General features: G+C 70.8%; 22 protein-coding genes. 2 read left to right on the top strand and 20 right to left on the bottom strand.

Annotation, left to right across the window (positions count from 1 at the left end; all coding sequences use genetic code 11):
• Positions 1–27: 27 nt before the first annotated feature.
• The 4 genes from FCN22_RS12980 to FCN22_RS12965 all read right to left on the bottom strand — a co-directional run bounded on the left by FCN22_RS12980 (position 28) and on the right by FCN22_RS12965 (position 3,740).
• Positions 28–1,314: a dihydroorotase gene (locus FCN22_RS12980; protein WP_137121978.1), complete on the bottom strand. Its 1,287-nt coding sequence runs from the start codon at positions 1,312–1,314 to the stop codon at positions 28–30.
• Positions 1,311–2,273 carry an aspartate carbamoyltransferase catalytic subunit gene (locus tag FCN22_RS12975; protein ID WP_137121977.1) on the bottom strand — a complete coding sequence of 321 codons (963 nt, stop codon included), beginning with the start codon at positions 2,271–2,273 and terminating at the stop codon, positions 1,311–1,313. Before FCN22_RS12975 ends, FCN22_RS12980 begins: the two co-directional genes overlap by 4 nt.
• Positions 2,273–2,860 (bottom strand): bifunctional pyr operon transcriptional regulator/uracil phosphoribosyltransferase PyrR, encoded by a 588-nt coding sequence (pyrR, locus tag FCN22_RS12970; protein ID WP_274381589.1) that lies wholly within the window; start codon positions 2,858–2,860, stop codon positions 2,273–2,275. The genes FCN22_RS12975 and pyrR overlap by 1 nt, the downstream gene beginning before the upstream one ends.
• A gap of 181 nt (positions 2,861–3,041) precedes the next feature.
• The gene (locus FCN22_RS12965; RefSeq protein WP_137121976.1) at positions 3,042–3,740 is read right to left on the bottom strand and encodes a TetR/AcrR family transcriptional regulator; all 699 of its coding nucleotides are present in this window, start codon (positions 3,738–3,740) and stop codon (positions 3,042–3,044) included.
• A gap of 129 nt (positions 3,741–3,869) precedes the next feature.
• Between FCN22_RS12965 and FCN22_RS12960 the strand changes: the two genes are divergently transcribed.
• Positions 3,870–4,790, top strand: coding sequence for an NAD-dependent epimerase/dehydratase family protein (locus tag FCN22_RS12960; protein ID WP_137121975.1), 921 nt, complete (start codon positions 3,870–3,872; stop codon positions 4,788–4,790).
• 13 nt (positions 4,791–4,803) lie between these two features.
• On the opposite strand, the gene nusB is transcribed toward FCN22_RS12960, so the two are convergent.
• The 4 genes from nusB to aroQ form a co-directional block, all read right to left on the bottom strand.
• Complete coding sequence (nusB, locus tag FCN22_RS12955; RefSeq protein WP_137121974.1) at positions 4,804–5,217, bottom strand: transcription antitermination factor NusB; 414 nt, start codon at positions 5,215–5,217, stop codon at positions 4,804–4,806.
• On the bottom strand, positions 5,214–5,777 hold the full coding sequence (efp, locus tag FCN22_RS12950; RefSeq protein ID WP_137121973.1) for an elongation factor P: 564 nt from the start codon (positions 5,775–5,777) through the stop codon (positions 5,214–5,216). Before efp ends, nusB begins: the two co-directional genes overlap by 4 nt.
• 89 nt (positions 5,778–5,866) lie before the next feature.
• Positions 5,867–7,147 carry a CoA transferase gene (locus FCN22_RS12945; RefSeq protein WP_137121972.1) on the bottom strand — a complete coding sequence of 427 codons (1,281 nt, stop codon included), beginning with the start codon at positions 7,145–7,147 and terminating at the stop codon, positions 5,867–5,869.
• 50 nt (positions 7,148–7,197) lie between these two features.
• Positions 7,198–7,659, bottom strand: a complete 462-nt coding sequence (gene aroQ / locus FCN22_RS12940) for a type II 3-dehydroquinate dehydratase (protein WP_137121971.1) — start codon at positions 7,657–7,659, stop codon at positions 7,198–7,200.
• Positions 7,660–7,737: 78 nt separating this feature from the next.
• On the opposite strand from aroQ, the gene FCN22_RS12935 reads away from it, so the two are divergent.
• Positions 7,738–9,315, top strand: coding sequence for an FMN-binding glutamate synthase family protein (locus tag FCN22_RS12935; RefSeq protein WP_137121970.1), 1,578 nt, complete (start codon positions 7,738–7,740; stop codon positions 9,313–9,315).
• A gap of 318 nt (positions 9,316–9,633) precedes the next feature.
• Here FCN22_RS12935 and aroB read toward each other — a convergent pair whose 3' ends face one another.
• The 12 genes from aroB to FCN22_RS12875 all read right to left on the bottom strand — a co-directional run bounded on the left by aroB (position 9,634) and on the right by FCN22_RS12875 (position 21,675).
• A complete protein-coding gene (gene aroB / locus FCN22_RS12930; RefSeq protein WP_137121969.1) occupies positions 9,634–10,737 on the bottom strand; it encodes a 3-dehydroquinate synthase in 1,104 nt (367 codons plus the stop codon).
• Positions 10,734–11,261 carry a shikimate kinase gene (locus FCN22_RS12925; protein ID WP_137122025.1) on the bottom strand — a complete coding sequence of 176 codons (528 nt, stop codon included), beginning with the start codon at positions 11,259–11,261 and terminating at the stop codon, positions 10,734–10,736. The genes aroB and FCN22_RS12925 overlap by 4 nt, the downstream gene beginning before the upstream one ends.
• Positions 11,258–12,481 (bottom strand): chorismate synthase, encoded by a 1,224-nt coding sequence (aroC, locus tag FCN22_RS12920; protein ID WP_137121968.1) that lies wholly within the window; start codon positions 12,479–12,481, stop codon positions 11,258–11,260. The genes FCN22_RS12925 and aroC overlap by 4 nt, the downstream gene beginning before the upstream one ends.
• Before the next feature lie 23 nt (positions 12,482–12,504).
• Positions 12,505–13,236 carry a prepilin peptidase gene (locus FCN22_RS12915; RefSeq protein ID WP_137121967.1) on the bottom strand — a complete coding sequence of 244 codons (732 nt, stop codon included), beginning with the start codon at positions 13,234–13,236 and terminating at the stop codon, positions 12,505–12,507.
• 2 nt (positions 13,237–13,238) lie between these two features.
• Positions 13,239–14,159 (bottom strand): shikimate dehydrogenase, encoded by a 921-nt coding sequence (locus FCN22_RS12910; protein WP_238384719.1) that lies wholly within the window; start codon positions 14,157–14,159, stop codon positions 13,239–13,241.
• Complete coding sequence (mltG, locus tag FCN22_RS12905) at positions 14,153–15,379, bottom strand: endolytic transglycosylase MltG (RefSeq protein WP_137121966.1); 1,227 nt, start codon at positions 15,377–15,379, stop codon at positions 14,153–14,155. The genes FCN22_RS12910 and mltG overlap by 7 nt, the downstream gene beginning before the upstream one ends.
• Positions 15,379–15,813, bottom strand: a complete 435-nt coding sequence (gene ruvX / locus FCN22_RS12900) for a Holliday junction resolvase RuvX (RefSeq protein WP_238384718.1) — start codon at positions 15,811–15,813, stop codon at positions 15,379–15,381. The genes mltG and ruvX overlap by 1 nt, the downstream gene beginning before the upstream one ends.
• 77 nt (positions 15,814–15,890) lie before the next feature.
• On the bottom strand, positions 15,891–18,593 hold the full coding sequence (alaS, locus tag FCN22_RS12895; RefSeq protein WP_137121964.1) for an alanine--tRNA ligase: 2,703 nt from the start codon (positions 18,591–18,593) through the stop codon (positions 15,891–15,893).
• Between the two features lie 112 nt (positions 18,594–18,705).
• The gene (locus FCN22_RS12890; protein WP_202911562.1) at positions 18,706–18,975 is read right to left on the bottom strand and encodes a hypothetical protein; all 270 of its coding nucleotides are present in this window, start codon (positions 18,973–18,975) and stop codon (positions 18,706–18,708) included.
• A gap of 1 nt (position 18,976) precedes the next feature.
• A complete protein-coding gene (locus FCN22_RS12885) occupies positions 18,977–19,351 on the bottom strand; it encodes a DUF948 domain-containing protein (RefSeq protein WP_137122023.1) in 375 nt (124 codons plus the stop codon).
• Positions 19,352–19,433: 82 nt separating this feature from the next.
• Positions 19,434–20,543 carry an ABC transporter ATP-binding protein gene (locus tag FCN22_RS12880; protein WP_137121963.1) on the bottom strand — a complete coding sequence of 370 codons (1,110 nt, stop codon included), beginning with the start codon at positions 20,541–20,543 and terminating at the stop codon, positions 19,434–19,436.
• Complete coding sequence (locus FCN22_RS12875) at positions 20,536–21,675, bottom strand: ABC transporter ATP-binding protein (RefSeq protein WP_137121962.1); 1,140 nt, start codon at positions 21,673–21,675, stop codon at positions 20,536–20,538. Before FCN22_RS12875 ends, FCN22_RS12880 begins: the two co-directional genes overlap by 8 nt.
• Positions 21,676–21,690 lie beyond the last annotated feature (15 nt).

The following is a 21,690-nucleotide window of genomic DNA, read 5'->3' as shown; positions in this document are numbered from 1 at the left end:
CGCAGCGGAGAACTTCGTGGGGTGCGATCACGCGAGGGTTCCCTTCAGGACGGTGGGACGGCCGCGCAGGATCGTGGCGTGTACCGCGCCGGTGAACGTCCTTGCGTGCCAGGGGTTGTTGCGCGAGAGCGACCGGGACGCGGCCGCGTCGACGGTGACCTTCTGTTCCGGGTCAACGAGGGTCAGGTTGGCCGGCTCACCCTCGGCGAGCGGCCGGCCGTGGCCCTCGAGCCCGGCGATGCGGGCCGGACGGACCGCCATCGCCTCGGCGACCGCGGCCCAGTCCATCAGGCCGCTGCGGACCATGACCTCGCTCACGACCGACAGCGCCGTCTCGAGGCCCAGCATGCCGAACGCTGCGTCGGCGAAGGCATGTTCCTTGTCGTGGCGCGCGTGCGGGGCATGGTCGGTCGCGACGGCGTCGATGGTTCCGTCGGCGAGTGCGTCCCGCAGCACCTGCACGTCCTCGACCGGGCGCAGCGGCGGGTTGACCTTGTAGACGGGGTCGTAGTCGGCGAGCAGGTCGGTCGTCAACGCCAGGTGGTGTGGCGTGACCTCCGCGGTCACCGCGATGCCCCGGTCCTTGGCCCAGCGGATCACCTCGACCGAGCCTGCCGTCGAGACGTGGGCCACGTGGACGCGCGAGCCGGTGTGGCGCGCCAGCATCATGTCGCGGGCGACGATCGTCTCCTCCGCGACCCCGGGCCAGCCGGGCAGACCGAGCCGGCCGGAGAGCTCGCCCTCGTGGCAGCAGGCGGCGCTGGTCGCAAGCTGCGGGTCCTGCGAGTGCTGGGAGATCACGCCGCCGAAGGCCCTGACGTATTCCAGTGCCCGGCGCATGACCCTCGCGTCGTGGACGCACCGGCCGTCGTCGGAGAAGACGCGCACCCTTGCCCTCGACCGGGCCATCAGGCCTAGCTCCGCCAGTTCCTCTCCCGCGAGCCCCTTGGTCACCGCGCCGACCGGCTGCACGTCGACCAGGCCGACGCGCTCCCCCAGGTCCAGGATCCGTTCGGCGGCCTCACCCGTGTCGGTCACCGGGGTCGTGTTGGCCATCGCGAGCACGGCGGTGTAGCCGCCCATCGCGGCCGCCTCCGAGCCGCTGCGGATCGTCTCGGCGTCCTCGCGGCCGGGCTCGCGCAGGTGCGTGTGCAGGTCGACCAGTCCCGGCAGTGCCACCAGGCCGTCGGCGTCGATGACCTCGGCACCGCCTGCTGAGCCGATCGACCCCACCTCGGTGATCAGGCCGTCCTCGACGAGCAGGTCCTGCCGGCCTGCACCTGCGAGGTCGGCGCCCTTGATGAGCAACGTCATACCGACTTTCCTTCCACGAGCTCCCGCTCCCCGACACCCTGCTCCCCCGCCAACGCGTGGTAGAGCACCGCCATCCGCACCGCCACCCCTGCCGACACCTGGTCGAGGATGAGCGATCGCGCGGAATCTGCTGCGTCTGCGGCGATCTCGAGACCGCGGTTCATCGGGCCCGGGTGGGCGATCACCGCGTGGTCCGGCAGCAGCTCGAGCCGTTCGCGGGTCAGTCCATAGCCGACGGTGTATTCCCTTGCCGTGGGGAAGAATCCGCCACTCATCCGCTCCCGCTGCACCCGCAGCATCATCGCGCCGTCCACCGTCGGGAGCACCGCGTCGAGGTCGTATGACGTGTCGAACCCGTCCTTCGCGGCCCACCCGTCGATGCCGCTCGGCATCAGTGTCGGAGGAGCCACCAGCGTGACCCTGGCGCCGAGGGTCTTCAGACAGATCAGGTTGCTGCGCAACACCCTCGAGTGGGTCAGGTCTCCGACGATGGCGATGTGGCGCCCCTCGAGGTCGCCGAGGCGGTGGCGGATCGTGTAGGCGTCCAGGAGTGCCTGCGTGGGGTGCTCGTGCATCCCGTCGCCGGCGTTGATGACGACCGCGTCGATCCACTTCGACACCTGCAACGGTGCGCCGCTCGCCTGGTGCCGGATGACCAACCCGTCGACACCCATCGCCGCCACCGTCAGCACGGTGTCGCGCAGCGACTCACCCTTGCTGACCGAAGACCCCTTGGCGGAGATGTTGATGACGTCCGCGGACAGCCACTTCCCGGCGATCTCGAACGAGGAGCGCGTGCGGGTCGAGTCCTCGAAGAAGAGGTTGACCACGGTGCGGCCGCGCAGGGTCGGCAGCTTCTTGACCTCGCGCCGCTGCACGTCGTGCATCGAGGCGGCGGTGTCGAGGAGCTGCAGGACCTCGTCTCGGTCGAGGTCGTGCATCGACAGCAGATGGCGCATCAGCGGTCTCCCCCGCAGATCCGGACCTCGTCGCGGTCGTCGTGCTCGGTCAGCAGGACCTGCACGCGTTCGCTGCTAGAGGTGGGCAGGTTCTTGCCGACGTGGTCGGCCCGGATCGGCAGGTCGCGGTGGCCCCGGTCGACCAGCACCGCGAGCCGGACGGCGCGGGGGCGGCCCAGGTCGCCCAGGGCGTCCATCGCCGCCCGCACGGTGCGGCCGGAGAAGAGCACGTCGTCGACCAGCACCACGGTCTTGCCGTCGATGCCACCGGCGGGGACGTCGGTGTGCTCCATGGCGCGCACCGGTTGGCGCCGCAGGTCGTCGCGGTACATCGTCACGTCGAGGGATCCGACAGGGATCTCGCGGCCCTCCACCTCGGCCATCACCTGCACGAGGCGGCGGGCGAGCGGGACGCCACGGGTCGGGATACCGAGGACCACGAGGTCCTGGGCGCCCCTGTTGCCCTCGAGGATCTCGTGGGCGATGCGGCGCAGGGCGCGGGAGACGTCACCCGGGTTGAGTACGACCCTTGCGGTGGGGTCGAGGTCTGCAGGTGGTGTGGGTTCCACAAAGTCGGGACGCGTCACGGCGTCGAGACCTCCTTCCCTGCCTCACGGGACAGGTCGTTAAAGGATGTCGGTCAGCGTGATCCTACCGTGACCCTCGCGGCCCTCCACCACCGGCTCGTGCCTGGGGATGACGGAGCGTCAGCGCGGCAGTTCGGATGCGTGTCCCAGGCCGACGAGTCGGCGGAAGCGGCGGCACCGCCTACAGGCCGACCTCGGCCGCCAGGGTGCGCAGCCGGTATTCGAACCATTCCTCGGGATGGTCGATCGTGCCGACGAGGTGGCCGAACAGCTCGAAGCTGATGGCGCCGTACAGCTGCAACCAGGCAGCCACCGCACGATCGACGACCGGTACCGGCACCCCCTCGAACACTGATCCCCGCGTGGCGGCCTCGAGGTCGGCACGCACCAGCTTCGGCAGGCGGACCGACGGCTCGTCCTCGAAGCGGCCGCGCGCCGCGGCTTCGCGCAGGAGATCACCCAGCACGACGACCGCTCGCGCCGCCGGACCCACCGTGTCGGCGGGCGCCTGGTAGCCGGGGACGCGGCTGCCATACAGCAGCGCGTACTCCGCCGGGTGTGCCACCGCCCACGCCCGCAACGACCGCCCTACGGCGACGAAGCGCCCACGCAGGTCGGACCGGGGCACGGCGGCCTCGGCTGTCTCGGCGGCCGCGCCCATGGCGTTGTAGCCGTCGATGATCAGCGCCGTCAACAGGTCATCACGGCTCGGGAAGTAGCGGTAGATCGCTGACGAGACCATCCCGAGCTCGCGAGAGACGGCACGCAGGGACAGATCTGCTCCCGTGACCTCCAACTGCCGCAGGGCGATCTGCTTGATCTCCTCGATCATCTCCGCCCGCACTCGGGCCCGCAGCCCTGTCCGCTTCGTCTCTGCCATGGCTTCATCCTGTCAGAGTCAGAGAGCGCTTGTCACGGAACGAGAGCAACGCTCTTGACACTGCCTCAAACAGGGGGTCATGATCGTCACGTCAGAGAGCAGTGCTCACATTAGAGAGAGATGGTCACCATGAGTCTGCACATCGTCGTCGGATCCGGGCCGGTCGGGAGCGCCACCAGCAGGCTGCTGCTCGACCGGGGCCACCACGTCCGCGTCATCACGCGGAGCGGGACCGGGGTCGACGGCACCGAAAAGGTTGCTGCGGATGCAGCAGACACCTCCCGCATCGCCGAGCTCACGGAGGGCGCCGCGGCGATCTACAACTGCGTCAACCCTCCCTACGACCAGTGGACCACCGCTTGGCCGCCGATCGCCGCTTCGCTGCTGGCGGCCGCTGAATCCGCAGGCGCCGTGCTCGCCACCACGTCGAACCTCTACGTCTACGGCGAGGTTGACGCCCCGATGACCGAGAGCCACCCGCTTGCCGCGACGGGGACCAAGGGCAGGGTCCGCATCCAGATGTGGCGGGATGCCCTGGCTGCGCACCAGGCGGGAAGGGTGCGCGTGTTCGAGGTCCGCGGCAGTGACTACATCGGGGCCAAGGCGTCCTCGCTGCTGTCCCTGGTGGTGCTGCCGGCCTGGGCCAAGGGGCGCACGGCCTGGATCCCCGGTGCGCTCGATGCCGCCCACAGCTGGACCGACGTGGAGGACGTCGCGAGGTTGCTCGTGACCGGCGCGCAGGATCCACGGGCGTGGGGCCGGGCGTGGCACGTCCCGACCGCCGAGCCCCGGACCATGCGCGAGCTCACCACCATGGCTGCGGAGGTGATGCACGTCGAGCCGAAGGTGCGACCGCTCCCCTACGCGGCAGTCTGGGCCGCCGGCCTGTTCAACCGGTCCGTGCGCGAGCTGCGCGAGACACAGCACCAGTTCCGCCGTCCGTTCATCCTCGACTCGAGCGCGGCCCAGGAGACGTTCGGCATCGAACCGATCCCGACACGTGAGGCCATCACTCGGGAGGTCGCCGCCACCGCAGCCCCCGCAGGCTGAGGAAGCCTGCGGGTCAGACGAGGGTCGGTTTGACCTCGGCAAGCCGAGCAAGCAGCCCGTTGACGAATGCCGGCGAGTCGTCCGTGGACAGAGCCGTGGCGAGCTCGACCGCCTCCGCGATCGCCACGGCGTCCGGGACGCCGTCGCTCCAGAGCACCTCGAACGAGCCGAGGCGCAGGATGGCCCGGTCGACCGCGGGCATCCGGTCGATCGTCCAGCCCTGGCTGTAGGTCGTCAGCAGCTCGTTGATCTGGGTCCATCGGTGCACGACCCCCTGGACCAGCTCCACGGTGTACTCCGGCAGCGGCGTCTCCGCCGCTGGCTTCGCGAGCCGGTCAGCGAGCAGCGTCTCGACATTGAGCCCGCGCTGCTCGGCCTCGAAAAGGATGTCCAGCGCGCGTTTGCGCGCCTTGGATCGAGCACTCACTCGTTGACGCGACCGAGGTAGGAACCGTCTCGGGTGTCGACCTTGACCTTGGTGCCCTGCTCGAGGAACAGCGGCACGGAGATCTGGGCACCGGTCTCGAGGGTCGCCGGCTTGGTGCCGCCGGTGGACCGGTCGCCCTGCAGTCCCGGCTCGGTGTAGGTGATCTCGAGCACCACGGAGGCGGGCAGCTCGACATACAGCGGGTTGCCGTCGTGCGTGGCGACGATGGCGGTCTGGTTCTCGAGCATGAAGTTCGCGACGTCACCGACGACCGAGCCCTGGACCGTGATCTGCTCGTAGGTCTTGCCGTCCATGAAGACGTAGTCGTCGCCGTCCTTGTAGAGGTACTGCATGTCGCGCTTGTCGACGTTGGCGGTCTCGACCTTGGTGCCGGCGTTGAAGGTCTTGTCGACGGTCTTGCCGGACATGACCGCCTTGAGCTTGGTGCGCACGAAGGCGGGGCCCTTGCCGGGCTTGACGTGCTGGAACTCCACGACCGACCAGAGCTGGTTGTCGAGGTTGAGGACCATGCCGTTCTTGAGGTCGTTCGTCGAAGCCAAGAGCTGCGTCACTTTCGTCTGCCGGAGCCGCACCTCGCGCGGTGTGCGCACGACGGTGCCCCGGAGGCCAACGGGGGATCGCCAGCATTCTACCGGGGCGGGACCCCGGATCCGGAATCCGTGGGCGCGGGCACCGTCAGCCAGGTCAGCTCGGCCTCTCCGTAGCGGCCCGGCGGGGAGGGGTAGTCGAGTGGCTCACCGTGGACGCGCAACGGCAGGGGCACATACGTGAGCAGCCCGTATGGCGAGTGGCTGGTCAGGCGCACCGGCTCGCCCGAGCCGTCCGGTTGGCTCGGCAGTTCTGCGGCGCGAAGGGTGGTGAGCCAGTGCGCGGTCCGCGCCAGCGAGAGGCGGGCGGCCCCCGGCCCGGTCTCGTGCCGGCGGGCCAGCAGGTTCATGACCTCCGCGGCGACCAGGTAGCCGGTGGCATGGTCGAGCGCCTGGGCGGGCAGCGCCCCGGGTCGCCAGACACCGTCGACCTCGGCGCCATAGGCGTGCCCGATGCCCACCGCCGACTGCACGACGCTGTCGAACCCCCGCTGGTCGGCCCACGGCCCGTCGAACCCCCACGCGCAGAACTCGACCCGGACGAGGTGCGGGTGCCGCTCCCCCACGGCCCGCGCATCCAGCCCGAACCTGGCCAGGGCCCCGGGGCGGTAACCCGTCACCAGCACATCCGCCTCGTGCAGCAGCTCGTCCACCCGCGCTGACACGGCGGCATCGGCGAGGTCGGCGGTGCCGGTGCGCTTGGCGAACCCGGTGTCGAGGTGCTGGTCGAGCAGCTCCGGGAGCGCCGGTGGGTCGAGTCGGAGCACGTCGGCGCCCAACGCCCCGAGCAGCCTGGTGGCGGTCGGCCCGGCGATCACCCGAGTCAGGTCGAGCACCCGGAGGCCGGACATCGGCAGACCATCCGCGGGAGAAAGCGGCACCGCACCCTCGGCCTCGTCGACCTCGACCAGAGGCACACCGGCGACGGCCTCACCCTGCGGGTGCGCGCGCCACTGCTCCAGAGTGCGCAGGGCGGCGGCGATACCGCCGGCGGCACGGACGCTCTGCTCGACCTCCTGCGCCGACCGCTCCCGCAACCGGTCGGCCACCGCGTCGCGGTCGTCGGTGCCGAGGACGTCGGCCAGGGCAGCGCGGTGATGGGGATAGTTGCCGTGCAACCGGACCCACCCGTCCGACGTCTGGAAGTAGCCCGACAGCGGCGCGAAGGGCTCAGGCGCACGGCCGTCGACACGCAGGTGGCCGATGGAGTCGAACGATGCGGCCGTGAGGACCGGGTCCACCTCGAAACGCAGTGGTGCCCCTCGCAACTCGGCCAACCGGGAGGCGGCGACAGCAGCGGCCTCCACCGCCCGCACCGCCATGAGGTGCACCGGGAGGGGCCCGGGCCACAGGTCCCCGGCTGCTCGCCCCGTCAAGGCGTCGCCGGGCGGCCGCTGAGGGCGAGCGCCTGCATGGCCAAGAGGTAGGAGTCGGCGCCGAACCCCGCAATGGTGCCGGTGGCGACCCCGCCGACCACTGAGGTGTGGCGGAACTCCTCCCGCGCCGCCGGGTTCGACAGGTGCACCTCGACCAGCCTCGCCCCCGCGCTGGTGACGAGCGCGCACGCGTCGCGCAGGGCATACGAGTAGTGGGTGAAGGCGGCCGGGTTGAGGATGACGTCGGCCCTCTCGTCCACCGCCTCGTGGATCCAGCCGATCAGCTCGGCCTCGTCGTCGGTCTGGCGGAACTCGAGGGAGAGACCGAGCTCCTCGGCCTGGCTCTGCGTGGAGGCCGCCACGTCCTCGAGGGTGGCCGAGCCGTAGACCTCGGGCTCCCTGGTGCCGAGGCGCCCGAGGTTCGGGCCGCTGAGCACGAAAACGCGATGGGGCGTCATACGTGGAGTCTAGGGCGGCCGAACCTGCCAGGACCGGATGGCGTGCACTCGGGCGCTGGGGTGGGCAGACTGCGGTGCATGAAGTGGAGTCGAGCCAGCATCAGCGCCCTGCCCGTCCTGGCCACCGCGAGCCTCGCGGCCTATGACCTGGCCCAGAAACGACATGCGCTGCTGCGCAACTTCCCGGTGGTCGGCCACTTCCGCTACCTGCTGGAGGCGATCGGGCCGGAGCTGCGCCAGTACATCGTCACCTCCAACGACCAGGAGCGACCGTTCAGCCGAGATCAGCGCCGCTGGGTCTATGCCTCGAGCAAGCTGGAGAACAACTACTTCGGGTTCGGCACCGACAACGACATGGAGAACCTGTCCGGCTACCCGATCATCAAGCAGCGGACGTTCTCGTCGGTGGTCCCGCCGTCCGGGATCCACGCCGGCGAGGAGGTCTGGCTGCCCTCGGCGAAGGTGATGGGGGCAGCCCGCGGGCGGGCCAAGGCCTTCCGGCCGGACTCGGTGGTCAACGTCTCTGCCATGAGCTATGGCTCACTGTCCGCCCAGGCGGTCGAGGCGATCAACCGCGGGGTGGCGATCTGCGACGCGATGCAGAACACCGGCGAGGGAGGGCTGTCTCGCTACCACCGCAAGGGAGGCAACCTGATCTTCCAGATCGGCACCGCCTACTTCGGCTGCCGGGACGAGGAGGGCCGCTTCGACCTCGCGCGGCTCAAGGATCTCGTCGCGAGCGCGCCGGTCAAGGCGATCGAGGTCAAGATCAGCCAGGGCGCCAAGCCCGGTCTCGGTGGTGTGCTGCCCGGCGTCAAGGTGACCGAGGCGATCGCGGAGGCCCGCGGTGTGCCTGTCGGCGTCACGTGCGTCAGCCCCTCCCGCCACGCCGAGTTCCACGACGTCGACAGCATGCTCGACTGGGTGGAGCTGCTCGCCACCGAGACCGGCCTCCCGGTGGGCATCAAGTCGGCCGTCGGCGCCTCGACGTTCTGGGAGGACCTCGTCCGCCAGATGGCCACGACCGACCGCGGCGTCGACTTCATCACCGTCGACGGCGGCGAGGGCGGCACCGGCGCGGCGCCACTGACCTTCAGCGACTCGGTCGCGCTGCCCTTCCGGCTCGGGTTCGCCCGCGTCTACTCGCTGTTCGCCGAGGCCGGCCTCACCGACGACATCACGTTCATCGGGTCCGGCAAGCTCGGGCTGCCCGACAACGCGATGGTCGCGTTCGCGCTGGGCTGCGACATGGTCAACGTGGCACGCGAGGCCATGCTGTCGGTGGGCTGCATCCAGTCCCAGCGCTGCCACACCGACCGCTGCCCGACCGGAGTCGCCACGCAGGACCCGTGGCTGACGCGCGGGCTCGACCCCAGCCTGAAGTCGGTCCGGTTGGCCAACTACATCCGCACCCTCCGCCGCGACCTCGTCAAGGTGTCCGAGGCCTGCGGCGTCTACCACCCGGGTCTGGTCACCGGCGACGACATCGAGATCCTGGACCGGACCCGGTCCAGCGAGCCGGTCCGCGAGGTCTACGGCTACCAGCCCGGCTGGGGCGTGCCGTCCGACGCCGACCGCGACGCGCTCTACGCGCTGCTCTCCGAGGTGGCCCCCGAGGGCGGCAGCGCGAGGCAGTCGGCCTCCGCCACCGGTTGACCAACTCGACGGTCCGACGCTGGGCCGCGCGTCGGCCAACTCGCGCTCGCCAGAGGCGCAGTCACGTCGCGCTCGGCAGAGGCGCAGTCACGTCCCGCTGGCCAGCGGGACGGTCAAGCCGCGCTGGTAAACCCGCCGAATCATGCCGGTATGCCGCCACGAACGTCAGGTTTGCCAGCGCGGCTTCACGTCGGAGCCACCACGAATCGCACGTCACGCTGGCACTGCCCGGCGCCACACCGTGCGGCACGCCGGTATGACGGCCGCTCACCCCGGTAGTGCCAGCGCGAGTTGCGAAAACGCGTCCCGGGCAAACCCTCAACCGAGGGAGATCGCGCCACCCGGAGAGGTGTCACTGGAGACCGCGGCGTAGGCGGCCTGCACGAGGGCCGGGTCGGGGCCCTCGAGCCGCACGGGACGGCCGACGCCGGCCAGCACCACGAATCGCAACAACGAGCCGCGGGCCTTCTTGTCCCGCTTCATCGCGTCGAGCAGCTGCGGCCACCGGTCGCCCCGGTAGGCGACCGGCAGGCCGAGAGCGGACAGGATCTGTCGGTGCCGGTCGACCGTCTCGTCGTCGAGCTTGCCGGCCAGACGGGCGAGCTCAGCGGCATACACCATGCCCACGCTCACGGCCGCCCCGTGCCGCCAGTTGTAGCGCTCGGCCAGCTCGACGGCGTGGCCGAACGTGTGCCCGTAGTTGAGGATCTCGCGCAGCGAGGACTCCTTGAGGTCGGCGGCCACGACGCGGGCCTTGACGGCCACCGCCCGCTCGACCAGCTCGCGCAGCACCGGACCGTCGACCTTCGCCGCCTCCGGATCGGCCTCGACCAAAGTCAGGATCCGCTCGTCGTCGATGAAGCCGCACTTGACCACCTCCGCCAACCCCGCCACGAGGTCGTTGGCAGGCAGGGTCTCCAACGACGCGAGGTCACACAGCACCCCGGCCGGGGGGTGGAACGCCCCGACGAGGTTCTTGCCCTCCGCGGTATTGAGACCGGTCTTGCCGCCCACCGCCGCGTCGACCATGCCGAGCAAGGTCGTCGGCACCTGCACCACGCGGACCCCCCGCAGCCAGGTGGCGGCGACGAAGCCGGCCAGGTCGGTGGTGGCTCCCCCGCCGAGCCCGACGACGGCATCCGACCGCGTGAAGCCGGCCTGCCCGAGCACACCCCACAGGAACGCCGCGACCTCGGCCGACTTGGCGGCCTCGGCGTCCGGCACCTCCGCCACGAAGGCGGAGTAGCCGCGTTCGGCAAGGTCGTCCCGCACCGCCTCACCCGTGGCACGCAGCGCCCGGGGGTGCACGACGAGGACGCGCTCGACGCCCTCACCGATCATCGACGGCAGCTCACCGAGCAGGCCGTGCCCGATCACCACGTCGTAGTCGTCGCCCACGCGGATGCGGGTCGGATCACTCACGCGCCATCTCCCAGTCGTCCCACGATCTCGTCCACCACGTCCTCCGGCGTCCGGCCGGCAGTGTCGACCGTCAGCGTCGCGAGCCGTTCATAGGTCCCGCGCCGCCGCTCCATCAGCTTGACCCACTGCCCGCGTGGGTTGATCGCCATCAACGGCCGCGACCGGTTGAACCCGACGCGGGCGGCAGCGTCGGCGATACCCACGTCGAGGAAGACGACCGTGTGGCCGGCCAGCGCCACGGCGATCTGCTCGTCCATCACCGCCCCACCGCCGAGCGCCACCACGCCGTCGTGCTCGGAAAGCGCGGCAATGACCTCGACCCGTTCGAGCTGACGGAAGGCCGGTTCGCCGTCGACCACGAAGATGTCCGAGATGGTGCGCCCGGTCCTCGCCTCCACCTGCTGGTCGGTGTCGCGCAGCCGGCAGCCGAGGCGGGCCGCGAGGACGGCGCCGACAGTGGACTTGCCGGACCCGGGCGGGCCGATCAGGACGGCCACCGGCCGGGGGCCGCTGTCGTCGGTCACCACGAGCGCATCGTCTCCGGGATCGCGTCGAGGTAGCCGCGCAGGTTGCGGGCCGTCTCGGGCACGCTGTCGCCGCCGAACTTCTCGACCGCGCACTCGGCGAGCACGAGCGCCACCATCGCCTCGGCGACCACTCCCGCCGCCGGCACGGCGCACACGTCGGACCGCTGGTGGATCGCCTTGGCGACGCCCCCATCGGCCACGTCCACGGTGTCCAGTGCGCGTGGCACCGTGCTGATCGGCTTCATCGCGGCCCGCACCCGGAGCACCTCACCGGTCGACATCCCGCCCTCGGTGCCGCCGGCCCGACCGGTCCTCCGGTGGATGACGCCGTCCGCGTCGCGTTCGATCTCGTCGTGGGCAGCCGAGCCCCGCCTTGCCGCCGTGCGGAAGCCGTCGCCCACCTCGACGCCCTTGATCGCCTGGATGCCCATGAGCGCACCGGCGAGTCGGGCGTCCAGCCGGCGGTCCCAGTGCACGTGTGAGCCGAGGCCGGGCGGCAGTCCGTAGGCCAGCACCTCCACCACGCCACCCAGCGTGTCGCCGTCTCCGCGAGCGGCCTCCACCTCACCCACCATCGCCGCCGACCCGGCCGCGTCCAACGTGCGCACCGGGTCGGCGTCCAGCGCCTCGACGTCGTCCGGGGTCGGCAGCGGGGCGTCCGCACCGACTCCAGCGGCACCGATGGCGACCGTGTGCGACACCAAGCGGATCCCGTAGGCCTGGGCCAGGAACGCCGCAGCCACCGAGCCGAGCGCCACCCGCGCCGCGGTCTCTCGCGCCGACGCGCGCTCGAGCACCGGCCGGGCCTCATCGAACCCGTACTTCTGCATCCCCACGAGGTCCGCGTGGCCGGGACGCGGCCGCGTCAGGGGCCGGTTGCGCGCCAGCTCCTGAGGCGCGCCCACGTCGTTCGACCCCGCGAGCGCCTCGGCTGCGACCGGGTCGGGACTCATCACCGCCTGCCACTTGGGCCACTCGGTGTTGCCGATCCGGATCGCGACGGGCGAGCCGATGGTGCTCCCGTGCCGCACACCACCCAAGAACTCGACCTCGTCCTGCTCGAACTTCATCCGCGCGCCCCGGCCGAACCCGAGCCGCCGACGCGCGAGCGCGGAGGCGACCTGCCCGGTCGTGACCTCGACCCCCGCCGGCAGCCCCTCCATCACCGCGACCAGGGCGGGCCCGTGCGACTCACCGGCGGTCAACCAACGCAGCATGCTCTGGATCCTGCCACGGCGGGTCAGCCGGTCAGCGCCCCGGTCACCAGCTGGACCGGCAGCAGCACCCCCACGAACGCACCCACGATGATCGGTGGCCCGTAGGCGATGAAGCTCTTGAGGCCACGGCGCCGGGTGACCAGCAGGACCACCGCGAGGACGCCGCCGAGGATGAAGCCCGCGTAGATGCCGATCAGCACCGGCCACCAGCCCAGCCAGCCGAGCACGAGTCCCATCAGTCCCGCGAGCTTGACGTCGCCGAGCCCGAGACTGCTGCCACCGGGGGAGAAGAGGGCGAGCAGGAAGTAGCCGACGAGCAGGACCACTGCGGCGATGACGGCCCGCACCAAGGCGCCCCACTCGCCGGTCCCCCACGAACCCAGGACCAGCAGGACGAGCAGGATCGGGAAGGAAGGCAGCACGATCGGGTCGGGCAGCCGGTGCACGTCCAGGTCGATGGCGACCAGGGTGATCCCGACCGCCGCGAGATACAGGTATGCCGGGAGCAACAGCCCGTGACCGACGTCACCGATGCGCCACGCGAGCAGCGCCCACAGGACTCCCAGCGCCGGCACGAACCACCAGCCCACCGCCCGCCGCGGCGCCTCCTGCTCGTCCTCCAGCCGGTAGGAGCGGGCCTCCACCCAGCGGCTCAGCGCCAGGCCGACCCCGATCCCGAGCACGCCGCACAGGGCCACCAGCCAGCCGACGGGTTCGGCCCAGCCCTCGGCGAGGGGGATGCTCAGGGGTGCCACGGCTACCGTCCTGCCAGCGCGGCGACACCGGCCGAGCGCATCGCCTCGACGGGCGGCTCCAACCCGGTCATGAGCAGGACCTGGCGTGCGGCCTGGTGCACGAGCAGGTCGAGGCCACCGGCCACGCTCGCGCCCCTGCTGTCGAACGCCGCGGCAAGCGGTGTCGGCCAGCCGTCGTAGACGACGTCCAGCAGCACCTGGCCGGCGGAGGAAGGCGCGTCACCGAGCCGGGCGGCCAGCGCGTCCGCTCCACCTGGCGGAGCGGTGTTGACCACGAGGGGCGCGGCCGCCACGATGCCGTGCGCCTCGTCCTCGCGCCGGACCTGCACGCTCACGCCGAGCTGCTCCGCCAGGGCGAGCGCCGGCGGCCGAGCCCTTTCGCGGACCACGAGCACCACGTCGGCGACGCCGAGGCCCGCCAGGGCGGCCAGCACCGATCGCGCGGTGGCGCCCGACCCGATGACCACCGCCGGCACGTTCGGCGCCGCCGCGCTCGACCAGCCGGCGTCCTGCAGGGCGCGGGTCACGCCATACACGTCGGTGTTGTCGGCGCGCCACCCCCGTTCCGGACGGCGCACGAGGGTGTTCGCCACACCCAGGTCGCGCACCAGCTCCGACACCTCGTCGGCGACGTCCAGGGCCACCTCCTTGAGCGGCATGGTGAGTGAGAGGCCGACCCAGGAGCCGTCCAACGCCTCGACGAAGCTCGGCAGGGCTGCAGCGGCCACGTCGTGGGCGCCGTAGGACCAGCCGTCCAGCCCGAGCGAGCGGTAGGCGGCCGCGTGCAGCGCCGGCGAGAGGGAGTGCGCGATCGGCGAACCGAGAACCGCCGCCCGGTTCCACGCAGCTGGTCGCGTTCCTCGGCGCTCGTGCCGGCTGCCTCGCTGCGCTCGTGTCCTCGCGCTGTCGTCTCCGCTCAGCACTGACTCTTGTGCGCCCGACACCACTGGTGGAACAGCTCCTCGTTGTGTTGCTGCTCGGCGTAGGTCTCGGCGAACCGCGTCTCCCCCGTCACCGGGTTCACGGCCACGAAGTAGAGCCACTTGCCCTTGGCCGGGTGCGCGGCCGCCTCGATGGACGCGGCACCCGGGTTGTTGATCGGCCCGGGCGGCAGCCCCTTGTAGCGATAGGTGTTGTAGCGGCTCTTGCTGTTGCGCTCCTTGTCGGAGGTCCCCGCAGCGCCTCGACGCTGGGCGATGTAGTGCACCGTGGAGTCCATCTGCAGCTTCATGCCCGCCTGCACCCGGTTGAGGATCACCCTGGCCACCTTCGGGCGGTCGGTCTTGGCCTTCGCCTCCCCCTCCACGATGCTCGCGATGGTCAGCGTTCGCTGGTAGTCGGCCGGCTGGATGTCGAGCTCCTTCAGCTCGCTGACCGCCTTGGTGACCATCGTCCGGACCTGCTGGGTGGCCGGGGTGCCCGGCGAGAAGGAGTAGGTCGCGGGGAAGAGGTAGCCCTCGAAGTTGCCCTTCGCCTGCTTGGGTAGCCCGGCGCTCACGGGAGTGACCTTCTTGTAGTCCGAGAGCGGCACCCCCGTCTGCTTCGACAGCTTGGCGAAGATCTCGCTCTTCCACATCCCTTCGGGCAGCGTCACCTTCGTCACCGCCCTGCTGGACGGGTCGAGCAGCAGGGTCAGGGCCGACTTGGCGCTCATGTGCTTCTTGAGTTGGTAGGTGCCCGGCGCGATGGAGGCGAACTCCGGCTCCGCCGCGGCCTCGTCGTTGAAGGAGTCGACGCTCTTGATCACGCCGGCGCGCTGCAGCGTGTTGGCGATCTGGCTGCCGCTCTCACCGGGCTTGATCACGATGGAGACCTGCCCGGTGCCCTCACCGGCGTAGTCATCCGGCGCGCGGTGGGTGATCGAGTCGACGATCGGACGGATGGCCTGCACCGCCACCACACCGCCGGCGACCACGAGGGCGAGGGCCACCAGGATCGCGATCCAGCGCCGACGGCGGCGCGGCGCTCCACCGGTCACCGATTCGGGGTCGTCCTCCACCGGCGCCGCCTCGGCGTCGGGACGGAAGCCGTCGTCGCGATCGTCAGCCACCGCGTGACCCGGGTCGTCGGTGCCGTCGGCTGGCCCCTCACCGGGCTGGCTCTCGCCACCGAAGATGGAGTCCTCGAGTCGCGGGTCTGTCATCAGCGCTGACCTTCGTTGTCTGCCCGAGCACGTCTGGCTCGAGGTTTGCGGCCCCCCACGAGCACCCCTGCAGGTTGACCCGTGGCGCGCTCGGAGTCAAGCGCGGCCTGCAGGATCAGGACCGCCGCGGCCTGGTCGACGCGGGCGCGCTGGCGACGTCCGGCCACACCACTTCCTCTCATCTGACGATGAGCATCGACGGTCGTGAGCCGTTCGTCCACCAACCGGATCGGTGTGTCGCGAAGCAGGTGGTGCAGCGCGAGCGCGTAGTCGCGCGCCCCGGCGGCGGCCGGACCCTCGGCGCCGGACAGCGACAGGGGCAGTCCCACCACGACCTCGACCACCTCGTGCGCACGGACGTAGCGCTCGATCTCGCGCTGGTCGGTCCGTCCCTCCATGTCCCGCGGCAGGGTGGCCACCGGCGATGCCAGCATGCCGTCGGGGTCGCAGGTCGCCAGACCGACGCGGACACTGCCCACGTCGATCCCGGCCCTGACCCCACGGCGCACGGTCAGCGGCCCGCGGTGACGCGCTCGCCCACGGCGTGCTCGACGTCCGCGAGGGCGGCATCGATGCGGGAGGGGTCCGTGCCGCCGCCCTGGGCCAGGTCGTCCTTGCCGCCGCCTCCTCCGCCGAGGGTGGTCGCCGCGGTCTTGACCAGCTCGCCGGCCCGGACCCCCCAGTCGCGGGCGGGCTGGTTGGTCGCCACGATGACGACGGGCCGCCCCTTGGCCACCCCCGCCACCGCCACGACACCCGGACGATCGTCGCCGAGCCTCTGCCTCAGCTCGAGGGTGAGGGTCCGCAGGTCGTCCGTCGTCGCCCCGGAGCCGGCGTCGTGGCGCACGAATCCCACCCCGAAGACGTCCTTGGCCCCTGCGGCGATCTGCCCCGCCGAGGCGAGCACCTGCTGGTGGTGCAGCGCCTGGATCTCCCGCTCGGCCTCCTTGAGCCGGGCCAGCAGCGACGAGACCCGGTCGGGCAGCTCCTCGGGGCGTGCCTTGAGCGTGGTGGCCAGCTCGGCCACCAGGGAGCGCTCGCGACCGAGGTAGCGCAACGCGTCCATCCCGACCAGCGCCTCCACCCGGCGGACGCCCGAGCCGACGGAGGACTCACCGGTCACGCTCAGGGCGCCGACCTGCGAGGAGTGCTGCACGTGGGTGCCACCGCACAGCTCGCGCGACCAGGGGCCACCGATCTCCACGACGCGCACGTCCTCGTCGTAGGTCTCGCCGAAGAGGGCGAGGGCGCCGAGCTCGCGGGCCTTCGGCAGGGGCATGACCATGGCCGAGACGGGCAGGTCCTGCCGGACCGCGAGGTTGGCGACCTCCTCGACCTCGCTGCGGGTCGCGGCGCTCAGCGCGGAGTTCCAGGCGAAGTCGAGCCGCAGGTAGCCGGGCTTGTTGTAGGAACCGCTCTGCAACGCGGTCGGGCCGAGCACCTGCCGCAGCGCGGCGTGCACCACGTGCGTGCCGGAGTGGGCCTGGCACGCCGAGAGCCGCCACTCGGGGTCGACGCTGGCGTGCACGTCCTGGCCGACGCGCACCTCGCCCTCGAGCACCTCGACGCGGTGCACGATCAGTCCCTTGACGGGCCGTTGGACGTCGAGCACCCGCAGGCGTGCGCCGTCGGCGGTGATGACGCCCTCATCGGCGATCTGACCACCCGACTCGGCGTAGAACGGCGTGCGCTCGAGCACCACCTCCACCTGCTCGCCCTGACCGGCCACGGGCACCAGCTCGCCGCCCCTCAGCAGGCCACGCACCCGCGAGTCGGTGTCCAGCTCGACGTAGGCACGGAACTCGGTCGGACCCTGCTCACGCAGCTGCCGGTAGGCGTGCGTGTCGCCGTGCCCGCTCTTCTTGGCCCGGGCGTCGGCCTTGGCTCGCTCCCGCTGCTCGGTCATCAGCCGACGAAAACCCTCCTGGTCGACCTCGAGGCCCTGCTCTGCCGCCATCTCCAGGGTCAGGTCGATCGGGAACCCGTAGGTGTCGTGCAGCGCGAACGCCTGGCCTCCCTCGAGGAGGTGCCCGCCCGAGCTCTTCACCTTCTCCACCGCGGTGTCCAGGATCGTCGTCCCCGAGGCGAGGGTGCGCCGGAAGGCGACCTCCTCGGCATACGCGATCTGGCTGATCCGCTCGAAGCCGCGCTCCAGCTCGGGGTAGGACGCCTTCATCCGGTCCTTGCTGATCGGCAGGAGCACCGGGAGCGAGGGCTCGTCGACGCCGAGGAGCCGCATCGAGCGCACCGCCCGGCGCAGCATCCGGCGCAGCACGTAGCCGCGGCCCTCGTTGCCGGGCGTGACGCCGTCGCCGATGAGCATCAACGAGCTGCGGACGTGGTCGGCCACGACGCGCAGCCGCACGTCGTCGGGGTGGCTGGTTGCCGCGTCGTGGTGGCTGTGCTCGCCGTAGCGCTTGCCGGCCAGCTCGGCGGCGGCCTCGATGACGGGGTAGACCTCGTCGATCTCGTAGAGGTTGTCGACGCCCTGCAGCACGGTGGCCATCCGCTCGAGCCCCATGCCGGTGTCGACGTTGCGCGAGGGCAGCTCGCCCGCGACGTCGAAGTCGTCCTTGGCCCGCACCGCGGACAGGTCGTACTGCATGAAGACGAGGTTCCAGATCTCCATGTAGCGGTCCTCGTCGACCGCGGGGCCGCCCTCGCGGCCGTAGTCCGAGCCCCGGTCGAGGAAGATCTCGCTGCACGGACCACCTGGCCCGGCCACGCCCATGTGCCAGTAGTTGTCCTTCTTGCCGCGGCGCACCACCCGCTCCGCGGGGATCTCGGTCAGGCAGGTCCACAGGTCCGCGGCCTCGTCATCGTCCTCGTAGACGGTGGCCCACAGCTTGCTGGGGTCGAGGCCGTAGCCTCCGCCCGTCTGGCTGGTGGTGAGCAGCTCCCAGGCGAAGGCGATCGCGTCGGCCTTGAAGTAGTCGCCGAACGAGAAGTTGCCGTTCATCTGGAAGAAGGTGCCGTGCCGGCTGGTCTTGCCGACCTCCTCGATGTCGCCGGTGCGCACACACTTCTGCACGCTCGTGGCACGCTTCCACGGCGCAGTCTCCTGGCCGAGGAAGTAGGGCTTGAACGGCACCATCCCGGCGTTGACGAACAACAGATTGGGATCGTCGTAGAGCAGCGGCGCGCTGGGCACGACGACGTGCCCCTTCTCTTCGAAGAAGCGCAGCCAACGTCGCCGGATCTCAGCGGTTTCCATGGGTTTCCTTCAGGTCGGGTCAGCCGACAGACCACAGCACAGCGTATGCCGTGTGCCGGAGCCGTGCTCGCGTCTGTCGTCGTGCGGGTGGGCGGGAGCGGGGCCGGTGGCCCTACCGAGCTCGAGCACCCGTCGGGTCCTCGACGAGACGGCGACCCTCGTCCGGGGACAGGCCGGGGGCCGCAGTGCCGGTGCCGATGCCGGTGTCCATGCCCAGCGCCTGACGCAGCTCGGCCTCTCGCTCGGCCATGCCCTCGCGCACCGCATCTGTGATCTCGTGCCACTGGCGGTAGACGCCGTCGAGTGCGCCGGCCCGCGACAGCGAGCGCAGCAGGAGTGCTCCCGCGGCGGCACCGGCGGCGAGCAGCAGCGCGCGGCGCACCTCAGCCGTCCTTCCGGTGCTTGCCACCGCCACGCCTGCGGCCGAAGGCCGAGCGCACGCCGTAGCTGAAGGCCGCCACCTTGACGACCGGCCCGCCCAGGGTCGCGGCGAACAACGAGGTCAACGCGCTGACGTTGGCCGACATCGTGGCGACGTTGGTCGTGATCGCGTCGACCCGGACGATCTGCTCGTTGGTCGAGGCCACCGTGTCGGTCACCTGGGACAACAGCGGCACGGTCTGCTCGGAGACACCCTGCACACCGGACCGGGCCTCGTCCAGGACCTGGCCGGCCTTGCCGATCACGGACCCCGTCCGGAGGACGAGGTAGGCAAAGGCCAGCGCCGCGATCATCCCTGCGATGTCGCCCAAGGACACACTCACGTTGAAATCACCTCGCTGTTTCCTTTGCCGCAGCCTCGGCGCTGTTGCGGCTGCGGCCAAACCCTACCGTGCAGGCTCAGACGGTGACCTCGGCGGCATCCGCGACGATCGACGTCTTCGGCTCCGCGAAGTGGCAGGCGATGGTGTGCAGCTCGCCGCTGTCGTTGCGGGGGATCAGCGCCGGCTCCTCCTGGGCGCAGATGTCCTGGGCCTTCCAGCAGCGGGTGCGGAAACGGCAGCCGCTCGGCGGGTTGATCGGGCTGGGCACGTCCCCGACGAGACGGATCCGCTCCTCCGGCACCGCTCCGCGGACCACGTTGAGGTCGGGCGCGGCGGACAGGAGCGCCTGCGTGTACGGGTGCTGCGGTGCGCCGTAGATGGACTCGCGGCTGCCCAGCTCGACGACCTTGCCGAGGTACATCACGGCGACGCGGTCACAGAAGTGCCGGACGACGCCGAGGTCGTGCGCGACGAAGATGAAGGCGAGGCCCAGCTCCTTGCGCAGCTTCTCGAGCAGGTTCATCACCTGGGCCTGGATCGACACGTCGAGCGCCGAGACCGGCTCGTCGGCGATGATCAGCTTGGGCTCGACCGCGAGCGCGCGAGCGATTCCGATGCGCTGGCGCTGGCCACCGGAGAACTCGTTGGGATAGCGGTTGATGTGCTCCGGGTTGAGGCCCACCAGCTCGAGCAGCTCCTGGACCCGCGCCTTGCGCTTGTTCTTGGGCAGCAGGTTGTGGACCTGCAGCGGCGTGCCGATGATGTTGCCCACGGTGTAGCGCGGGTTCAGGGAGCCGTAGGGGTCCTGGAAGATGATCTGGAGGTCGCGGCGCATACCGCGCAGCTGCCGCTCCTTCAAGTGGCCGATCTCCCTGCCCTGGAACTGGATCGAGCCGGCCGTGGGTTCCAGCAGCCGGGTGATGAGCCGCCCGGTCGTCGTCTTTCCACAGCCGGACTCCCCCACGAGACCGAGGGTTTCGCCCGGCGCGACGTCGAAGGAGACCCCGTCCACGGCGCGGATCTGCAGGGTCGTCGGGAAAAGGCCGGTGTACTCCCTGACGGGGAAGTACTTGACCAGGTCCTTGACGACCAGCATCGGCTTGCGGTCCGGGTCGCTGTCCGGGTGGACGACCGGCGCCGCCTCGCGATAGCGGTCGCTGTCCTGGGTGCCCAGCTGATCACTCATGGCTTCTGCCCTCGCTCCCGTCCAGGCTCGGCGCGATCTCGTCGCGGAAGATGTCGGCGGGCTCGGCGAGGTGGCACCGGGTCACCCGGTCGGACTGGCTCTCCGGCGGGATGAGCTCGGGCAGCTCCTTGATGCAGCGCCCGCCCGGGACCCGCTCCATGAAGTCGCACCGCGGGTGGAAGGAGCAGCCGGTCGGCAGGTTGAGCAGGCTGGGCGGTAGCCCCCGGACGGGCCGCAGGCTCGAACCGGTCGCCGAGATCGAGGGCACGCTGCTGAGCAGGCCCCAGGTGTACGGGTGTCGCGGCTGGGCCAGCACCTCGGTGGCCGTTCCGTGCTCGACGGCGCGACCGGCATACATCACCAGGACCTCGTCGGCGACCTCCGCGACCACCGCGAGGTCGTGCGTGATGAGCACGATCGCCGAACCGAACTCGTCCTGCAGGTCGTTGAGCAGGTCGAGGATCTGGGCCTGGACCGTGACGTCGAGCGCCGTGGTGGGCTCGTCGGCGATGAGCAGCTTCGGGTCGTTGACCAGCCCGAGCGCGATCATCGCACGCTGGCGCATGCCACCGGAGAACTCGTGGGGGTACTGCTTGGCCCGGCGGGCCGGGTTCGGGATGCCCACCCGGTCCAGCATCTCGACCGACCTTTTCATCGCGACCGACTTGGAGACCTTGTGGTGCGCCCGGTAGGCCTCCGCGATCTGCCAGCCGACCCGCAGGAAGGGATGCAGTGACGACTGGGGATCCTGGAAGATCATCGCCGCGGTCGCGCTGCGCATCCGGCGGATCGTCTGTGCCGAGGCCCCGACGATCTCCTGGCCGTCCAGCATGATCGAGCCGCCGATGCGGGCCCGGCGGGTGTCGTGCAGACCCATGACGGCCATGCTCGACACGCTCTTGCCCGAACCGGACTCCCCCACGATGGCCAGCGTCTGGCCCATCTGCAGGTCGTAGTTGAGCCCGTTGACCGCCTGGACGAGTCCGTCCTCGGTCGGGAACTGCACAGTCAGGTCGGTGACCTTGAGGATCTGCTCGCCGACCTTCTTGCCCTCGCGGCCGCGCCGCTGGGCGATGTTCGGTCCGCTCTGCGCGGGCTGCAGCATGTCCTGCGTCTCGCTTCCGGTCGTCATGCGGGGTCCTCGCGA

This window comes from Segeticoccus rhizosphaerae, assembly GCF_005222685.1.
GTDB lineage: Bacteria > Actinomycetota > Actinomycetes > Actinomycetales > Dermatophilaceae > Segeticoccus > Segeticoccus rhizosphaerae.
Note: the sequence above shows the minus strand (reverse complement) of the source record. Positions and strands in the feature narration are given on the sequence as shown.